At 40.1% G+C, this 8,114-nt stretch carries 2 protein-coding genes and 2 rRNA genes; 1 reads left to right on the plus strand and 3 read right to left on the minus strand.

From position 1 onward, the window contains the following. Nucleotides 1–171: 171 nt before the first annotated feature. Entirely contained in the window at nucleotides 172–5,763 is a 5,592-nt protein-coding gene (locus L3V43_RS03875) for a choice-of-anchor U domain-containing protein (RefSeq protein ID WP_237115720.1), read from the minus strand. Nucleotides 5,764–6,020: 257 nt separating this feature from the next. Here L3V43_RS03875 and purU point away from each other — a divergent pair, with 257 nt between their 5' ends. Next, entirely contained in the window at nucleotides 6,021–6,851 is an 831-nt protein-coding gene (purU, locus tag L3V43_RS03880) for a formyltetrahydrofolate deformylase (protein ID WP_237115719.1), read from the plus strand. Nucleotides 6,852–7,743: 892 nt separating this feature from the next. Here purU and rrf read toward each other — a convergent pair. Together rrf and L3V43_RS03890 are read right to left on the minus strand one after the other, a co-directional pair. Next, nucleotides 7,744–7,857: ribosomal RNA gene (gene rrf, locus L3V43_RS03885) — 5S ribosomal RNA — on the minus strand. Between the two features lie 116 nt (nucleotides 7,858–7,973). Beyond that, nucleotides 7,974–8,114: ribosomal RNA gene (locus tag L3V43_RS03890) — 23S ribosomal RNA — on the minus strand; the annotation flags it as partial.

Here is an 8,114-nt window from a genome sequence, read left to right on the forward strand (position 1 = left end):
TTTGCAGAATAATGGTAATTTCTGGCAGAGCCTTAGCGATAGCGGTGTTTAACTTACTTTTCTCAGTTCAAAATTGGTCAATTAATTAACGCTATTGGTATTAAAGCCAGACTCAATCTTTAATAATTGAGCCTGGCTTACTAGTTATACGCAGTTCGTTTAAGCCATTGGCTAATGAGGGTAGACCTTGATGTAGCGTGTGTGTTCATTGACTTCAATGACCATATAAGACTTACCGTAGTAACCCAGTTCTGCATAGTTGCCATCAACGCCATTCGCTAGGTTTTGGTGGTTCAATACGTTGCTTGTTATGTAAGTTTGATACAAGTTTCCATTGTGATCCTTAACTGCATCAATGTGAGCATACTCATTGTCTTCGACCATAATGACGTAATATCTGTAAGAACCATAAAACCTTCTGGCTGATGCTGAGTCGGTATCACCAATTTTTTTGTATCCGTGCTCTAGCGGCGCAAGCCACTCATTATGATTGGCAAGCCTATTATTGCCGGCAAAAACAGAATATTTATGCCTGCCTGGCGCCGCTTGTATATATTTTCTTGCTAACTCTCTGTCATAAAAGAAGTATTCTTCTGCCTCACCAGAGCAATTATTGAATGCATCTCTTCCCCAGCACAACAACAACTTGTCTGGCTCTGAGCGATAGATACCTATGTAATCAACATCGGAGCCATCATCAATTCTGATGAAACCGTCAACGATTGTGTACTCAAGGGTGATGTTTCTTCCATTTACAACCGCACGAGCCTCTCTATCACTAAAGGTAATCTCTGTGAGCTGAAACGATTTGTCATTTCCTGAAAAATAAACATTGTACAAGGTTTTTCCATTCAACCATGAAGAACTAAATTTGGATATATTCCCCTGCTGTTTTGGATAAACTCTGAAATAAATCTGATCACTTGTTCTGGCACCTTCGTTGTCTTTTACTTCTAGATAGACTGTAAGTATTTTCTCTTCATCGGTTTCTGAAATAGTGAAGGTTGCAATACTATCAGATACGCTAAATGGTAAATATTGCTCCCCCATCTTCACATACCAACGCCGACTCAGAATATAACCATCAGGGTCATTGTAGTGTGCTGGCAAAGAAACATTTTCTCCAGAAGTAAGCTTGTTACTAACTGGGCTGATTATTGCTACAAAAGGAGAAATATTTGACTGGTTTTGAATAAAGCTTACCTTAAACTTTTCATCTTCCAGTTTATTACTCTCCGTCTCGATCGACAGTTTATAATCATAGACTTGAAACTCAGGAGAGACGTTATGCTCGCCACTACATGCAATTGTTGAATTATCTGAGCTGACACAAGCAAGTAGTACTTTATCTCTGGATTCAGTTTCTATATTGACAATTAACTCATCAGCTTCAATGCTCGAAACTTCGTCTAATAACAGCGAAAACTTTATGGAATCTAATTCTTTAATCTCACTATTTGAGACTTTGATTTCTGTTTTCTTAGTGAAAAGCCCAAACTCATGAGATGTATTGAAGACCTTAAAATCAGCAATGTTTACAGATTCATCGTTAATTTTTCGTATGTGTTTATCAGCGCTTAAGATGATATCTAGCATTCTTCCATCTTCAGCTAAAATTTGTGGGTCACTGAAGGTTTGTTTTAAGTTGCCAGTTGGCTCCTGATTAGAAACTGCTAATTTATATAGTTCATATCGTTGTAAGAACAGATCAAGGTTGACCCAAAAAGCCCTAATTTCCTCTGGTTCAGTAATTAATCCAGGAGGAATTTGACTTCTAGAGTTAGTAAGAAAACCATCTTGTATACCATAACCGTTATAAAGTGCATCACCATTATCACTATTGAGAGTCGTTTGTACTGTACTAATAAATTTTTCAAAGTTGAATCCGCCGTTATTTCTTAATGACGCGTACCTCTCTATTTGGAATCCTAGGATTTTGTCACTTACCTCCTCAATTTCCTTTATCGGTTTGGTGATTACTGCTTCTAAATACCAAGACACAAAGTCTGTAGGCAATATACCAGTAGCGCCATTTATTAGTCCAGTTGCTCTGGTAATATTACTAAGCGTACTGGCATCGAAAAAATCGAAGCCGAATTCAGCGGCTTCTACAATTAACTCTGCATCGTCTATAAAGTCCGTGAATGAAAAACCGGCTTCAGCAAGTTTTTTATATTGGTTGGCTAAGGTATTGGTATAAATTTCCTCTTCTTTAAACTGATCAAATGAATCTGCTAAATATGTGTAGTATGCACCTGTGTTACCATCTGTTATTGCAGTTAGATCGTTATAAATTGATTTTCCTAAATACCACGATGAGTAGATATCAAAAATTGTAATTTCTGATTCTTTATTGCTTTTTCCATTTAGGTTTAAAATTTCTACCCATTCGTCATCGTTGAGGTTGTAAAGCCTTTCACAATCTTCTTCTGTAAGGCCGCTATAATTTTTATTATCACATGCACCCTTTACCATTAACTCAAGGTTATGGATTACCGCTTCGGATTCACTTTTTCCAAAAATGTCTTTTTCAAGTATGAAATCGGTAAAGTGTGTGGTCTGAAAATATGCATGTTTAGAAGAAGTGTCTACATATATTGGTTTTATGCTTTCAATAACATTACCTTGTGATATTCGTGTCGCTATGATGCTTTCAGGATCAATATCACCGTGATACGCTAGTTTTATTGTGACAGGTACATCGAAGGTCGTACCGGAGGGCTCTAAAGTTAATATATCGCTCTTTAGTACTCCATTAACACCATGAGTGCTTTCTGCAGAGCTTAGCTTTGCTGATATCGTAAGGTCTCCTCCAGATGAGCCGACGGGGAAATAAACTTCTGAGCTGGTGTTGGTATTATCAACAAGGTGCACCGTATTGTCCTGATCAGCAACGATGGTTGCTACTTCTACAGCTTCTTGCTCAAGGACGGTTAGCTGTCTATCAGTTTTATAGAAAACCCCGTTCTCTGTAGACAATGATATTGATACTTTATTAATGCCGCTTTGTTGTAGCTGTAGGCCTTCATTAGCATTCACAAAATCTGAGTTGTTTAAAGAAATTCTGACACTGGTGCCAAGGGGCTTTTCTGTTAAATTTGGATATATTTTATCGCCTATATTGAAATAGCTATCATTACTAATAACTAGTTTACTTTCAAGCTGCTTAAAAACGAAATTAAGCTTTTCAAGGTAGTTGGCTTTATTTTTATAATCACTTAAAAGGTACTTACTTTTCCCCATGAAAGTGCTTTCTAGACCTTTATGAAAGTAGGAGATATCACGATAAGATATAGTACCATCGCTATTTAGATCATTGATTAGAATATTTGCAAAGTGTGATAGTTGCTCATTTAGGTTGTTATTTCTAATATCTTGAGCGACCGCTTGGTAGATAATGTCAGAGAGAAGCGAGATAGCCATACCATTATCGAGTATATCGTGGTTGAAAACTAAACCATACTCCACAGCATTTTGACTTTCCGAGTTGTTGATACTCCCAGATACAGTGACGTAATAAAGCTTATTTTTCTCTATTCTTATTTTTTCAAAGAAAGCTGCTTTTGAATTTTCATCGAATTCCCCTGTGCTAATTCGAATACCTGGGTTTTCAGTATGAAATACAGCAACGTTTGTAACAGTTAAATCATCAATCAGAATGGGGACTTCAATATTTTGAGTTATTTCAACTTTTACTCTATCTCTGGCTTCATTTCCCGAATCATCACTAACAGTGATTTCTAACTCAGCATATCCATAGAATGGTGAAGAAGGTAGCTCAACCAATGTCTCTAAACTATTAACGTTTTCAATCGCTAATGTGGGGCCACTTACTTGTTGCCACCTAACAGCTTTAATTTTATTTTGTGTATCTACGGAAGGTCTTAAATTTACAGTATTACCCGACACACCCACTATATCTTCACCAGCATCAACTGAAAGCTCTGGTTTTATCTGAGAAAACTCAGCTTGGACGAAGCAAGGCTCTCGAATTTCCCCCGTAGAATAAACGTAATTATTAAGGCTTCCTGAGCAACCACTCGCTTCACTAATTTCAAAGCCCTCACTAGGAATGAGGGTAAAGCTAACAGTGCCACCATAAGCTACCGTTTGCGTACTAGGTGAAATGGTACCGCCTTCACCTGCACTCGCATCCACAGTATAGGATTTTTGGTTAAAACTTACACTGACTTGGCAAGCAGAAGTAATGGTGCCAGTAATGTAAGTGTTGCCAACAAGTGTTCCGTTACACCCAGATACTTCAGCGATGCTAAATCCAACAGCAGGTGTTACAGTAAAGCGGGTAGTATCACCATAATTAATAATTTGTGTACTAGGTGAAATACCACCGCCTTCACCAGCACTCGCATCCACAGTAAAAGTTTGTTGACTAAAGCTAGCGTTGATTTGGCAAGCAGACGTTATCACGCCAGTGGTGTAGGTGTTGTCAGTAAGCGTGCCGTTGCATCCTGTTACTCCACTTATTTCATAGCCTTCATCTACCACAAGAGTAAAAGTGGCGCTATCTCCATAGCTTACCGTTTGTGTGCTGGGTGAAATACCACCGCCCTCACCTGCACTAGCATCTACGTTGAAAGTGTGCGGACTAAAGCTAGCGCTGACTTGGCAAGCAGAAGTAACCATACCGGTAGTGTATGTGTTGCCCGTCAGAGTACCACTACATCCTGTAACATCACTTATCCCAAAGCCCTCATCAGGCGAAAGCGTGAAAATCGTTGAGTCGCCATAGCTAACAGTTTGTGTGTTAGGTGAAATACTACCACCTTCATAAGCAATGCCTTGTACTATTATTTTTTGTAATTCTGCTATACCCCCGGGATCTTTAATTATCCCATTGGCAACTCCATCACTATCACCATAACCACCATCTTGGAGATGTAAAACAATACTACGCTTATCAGCAGCAAGCTGGGCGAATTCAGTAGGCATAAAATACCACGTTTCCCCATCGCTCTTAATGTAACGAGATTGCTCTGAAACTGCACTTGGGTAAGTTAGTTCAACTAAGACATCTGCACCCGGAGTTGTTGCAATATCTATCGCAAGTAACTGGAATGGCAGTACAATATCGTTACTCATCGCTGGCAAGTTTGGTTCATCTTTTGAGATAATTCCTTGGCTGCTTGTAGCAATAACTCCAGCATTATCTAGAACCTTAACTTGAAGTTGCTGACCGCTTTTTTCATCAGTAAACGTTCGTTTTGGTGTTAAGGTTTTGAGTGATATTTCGCAACTTTCTACAAGTTTAGCTACTTGATAATACTCTCCGACTAATTGACCTTGACAGCCAGTTATACTCTCTACTTTATGACTAGCATCCAATATCAGTTGAGCAGAAAGACTATCACCGTAAAAGTAGTCAGATTTATCCAGCGTCAAACTTGCACCTTCTGGAAGATTTATTTTTATAGATAACTTTAAAGGCTTGAATGAAACGTCAATACTGCAACTGTCATTCACATTATTGACATGATAATTAAGCTTCTCCTTGTCCAAAAAACCGTGACACCCCGTAGCATCTGCAAGGTAATACCCTTCGTCAGGCCGCAGCTCAAAGGTGGCAGAGGAACCCGCTTCTATATTTAGACTCTCAGGAGCTATCGACCCAGCCCCAGTATAAGTTGTGACCACTTTATAACTTGCTTTAGTGTTTTGTTCGTTTTTTTCTGGATTAGTGTCATTACATGCAGATAAAAAACCACAAAGTAGTAATATATAGAGGCGGAATGTAAAAGTTCTCATCTAATATCCTGAGGTAGTAAAAGCAACAAAAGTTGCAAACGAATTCACGATTAGTCATCACAGTAATACCAACCTTAAAAAGGTTGATCACGTATTTTGAAGTGAACTTTCTCAACACTTAGTGCTTTTTTTTAAGACGTGACATTTTATCTGTCGTGGTCAAATAAAATTGGCCAAAGTTTTTTGTTGGTAAGCATTTATCTCACTGCCAATTAGCAGTATTCTGAAAGTTCGCTTGGACGAATTGGAATGAGGAAATGAGTTACATACTAACGACAGAGTGCAAAGATGGCATAGGACTGATCGCGAAGATCACGAGCCTTTGCCATGAGCACGACCTAAACATCACGCGTAATAACGAATTTGTAGATAAAGAAGGACAGCGCTTCTTTATGCGTACAGAGATCACAGGCACACCCAGTGATAACTTTCTGACACAACTTCGTCAGTCATTACCAACTGGCGCCAAATTAAACCTATACGGACAAGAACGAACAAAAGTGGTGCTGCTTGCGACGAAGGAAGCGCACTGCTTAGGCGGCGTGTTGCTTAAACAATATGAACAAGCATTCAATATTGAAGTACAAGCAGTTATCGCAAACTATGATACGTTGGAACCCCTTGTTAAAGGCTTTGGTATTCCTTTTCATCTGGTATCACATGAAGGGTTGAGTAGAGCTGAACACGACAGTGCAATGGCCGACTTAATCGAACAATATGATCCTGATATTGTTGGCTTGGCAAAGTATATGCGGATCTTAACACCGGAATTTGTCTCACGCTTTGACGGGAAAATTATTAATATCCACCACTCATTCTTGCCAGCCTTTATCGGTGCAAAACCCTACCATCAGGCATTTGAACGTGGCGTGAAAATTATTGGTGCTACTGCTCACTTTGTTAATGATGAATTAGATGAAGGGCCTATTATTGCCCAAAATGTCACGCAAGTTAGTCATGCTCAAAATGCCGAGGAGATGGCAAAAATCGGTAGAGACATTGAAAAAACAGTATTTTGTAACGCGTTACAATTAGCCTGCGAGCATAAGCTTTTCATTAACGGCAATAAAACCGTCGTCTTTTCATAATCAAGTTCAGAAACGCAGTTTAGCAACTCAGGAAATGAACGCATGGATGCGTGCACTCCCACAATGCTGTGTATTCGGTGGTAGGAGCGAGTTTACCTCGCGAGATTTTCTATACCCCAAACAACAAAAAACCCATCGCATTGCTACAACGGGTTTTGATGTACATGGTTTTTTGCCGGAACTTCATTACAACCCATCGGCGGGTGAACCACCTCCTACCATGTTGCACTGTGCCTATACTGTGGTAGGAGCGAGTTTACCTCGCGAGGTTTTTAAATCACACATAGCAAAAAACCCGTCGTATTGCTGCAACGGGTTTTGATGTACATGGATGTTCGAATGTCGATGAAGTTCATGGATGAACGCTTTTCATCAACCTCTTATTTGGCCCTGGCTCGCTACGAAGTAGGATGTTCTCATTTTTTAAATAGAGAGTCACATGGGTGATCCACACTATCATTGACCGGGGCCGACCCTTCGGCTGTTTTGTTTCACTTCTGAGTTTGGGTGACGAGAAACCGAAGCACCGCTTCGCAGTTCGAGGAAGTGAGCACAAGGACGCGAGAAGGGGAGATGCTACATGGAAGTACTTTACCCCAAACAGAAAAAAACCCGTCGCATTACTGCAACGGGTTTCTCTTATTTGGCCCTGGCTCGCTACGAAGTAGGATGTTCTACTTTCACATGGGTAATCCACACTATCATTGACCGGGGCCGACCCTTCGGCTGTTTTGTTTCACTTCTGAGTTTGGGTGACGAGAAACCGAAGCACCGCTTCGCAGTTCGAGGAAGTGAGCGCAAGGACGCGCGAAGGGGAGATGCTACATGGAAGTACTTTATCCCAAATAGCAAAAAACCCGTCGCATTGCTGCAACGGGTTTCTCTTATTTGGACCTGGCGATGTTCTACTTTCACATGGGTAATCCACACTATCATCGACGCTGTTTTGTTTCACTTCTGAGTTCGGCATGGGGTCAGGTGGGTCCAAAACGCTATAGTCACCAGGAAATTCTGTTCATCAATGAAGTCTCCCTCATCAATGTAAATCCGGAAAAAGCTATTAAATTCTTTGTCTACTTTAGTCTATTAACTTCTGTCGCTTATAAACCACTTTGGCGTTGTATGGTTAAGCCTCACGGGTAATTAGTACGAGTTAGCTTAATGCCTCACAGCACTTCCACATCTCGCCTATCAACGTTGTAGTCTTCAACGGCCCTTCAGTTGACTCTAAGTCAAAGTGAGAACTCATCTCGAGGCCTGCTT

The sequence above is a fragment of the Pseudoalteromonas sp. L23 genome, from assembly GCF_021728455.1.
Lineage (GTDB): Bacteria > Pseudomonadota > Gammaproteobacteria > Enterobacterales > Alteromonadaceae > Pseudoalteromonas.

What these genes read in the sequence shown, in the direction of transcription:
- L3V43_RS03875 (WP_237115720.1), bottom strand. Translation starts at nt 5,763, where the DNA reads ATGAGAACTTTTACATTCCGCCTCTATATATTACTACTTTGTGGTTTT.
- purU (WP_237115719.1), top strand. Translation starts at nt 6,021, where the DNA reads ATGAGTTACATACTAACGACAGAGTGCAAAGATGGCATAGGACTGATC.